Consider the following 385-nt stretch of genomic DNA (forward strand, 5'->3'; position numbering starts at 1 on the left):
GATGAAACAGACTGCGGATATTCTGATGCCGGTAAAACATTTGCTGCCGGACAATTTCCATATTGGCATCAACGTCTCGGCGGGTTGTTTTTTGGCAGCGGGATTTGAAAAAGAGTGTCTGAACCTGGTTAATAAATTAGGTAACGATAAAATCAAGCTGGTTCTCGAGCTAACGGAACGTAACCCTATTCCGGTAACGCCAGAAGCCAGAGCGATATTTGACAGCCTTCATCAGCACAACATTACCTTTGCGCTGGATGACTTTGGTACGGGTTATGCGACCTATCGTTACTTGCAGGCGTTCCCGGTCGATTTTATTAAGATCGATAAGTCATTTGTGCAAATGGCGAGTGTCGACGAAATCTCCGGTCATATTGTGGACAAT

Annotated in this window: 1 pseudogene; it reads left to right on the forward strand. The window is 45.2% G+C overall.

The features are described from left to right. Positions 1-385, forward strand: a pseudogene (pdeL, locus tag FMN63_RS00010) (DNA-binding transcriptional activator/c-di-GMP phosphodiesterase PdeL); the annotation flags it as partial.

Origin of the sequence: Stappia sp. BW2, from assembly GCF_008107695.1 — a bacterium.
Taxonomy (GTDB): Bacteria; Pseudomonadota; Alphaproteobacteria; order Rhizobiales; family Stappiaceae; genus Roseibium.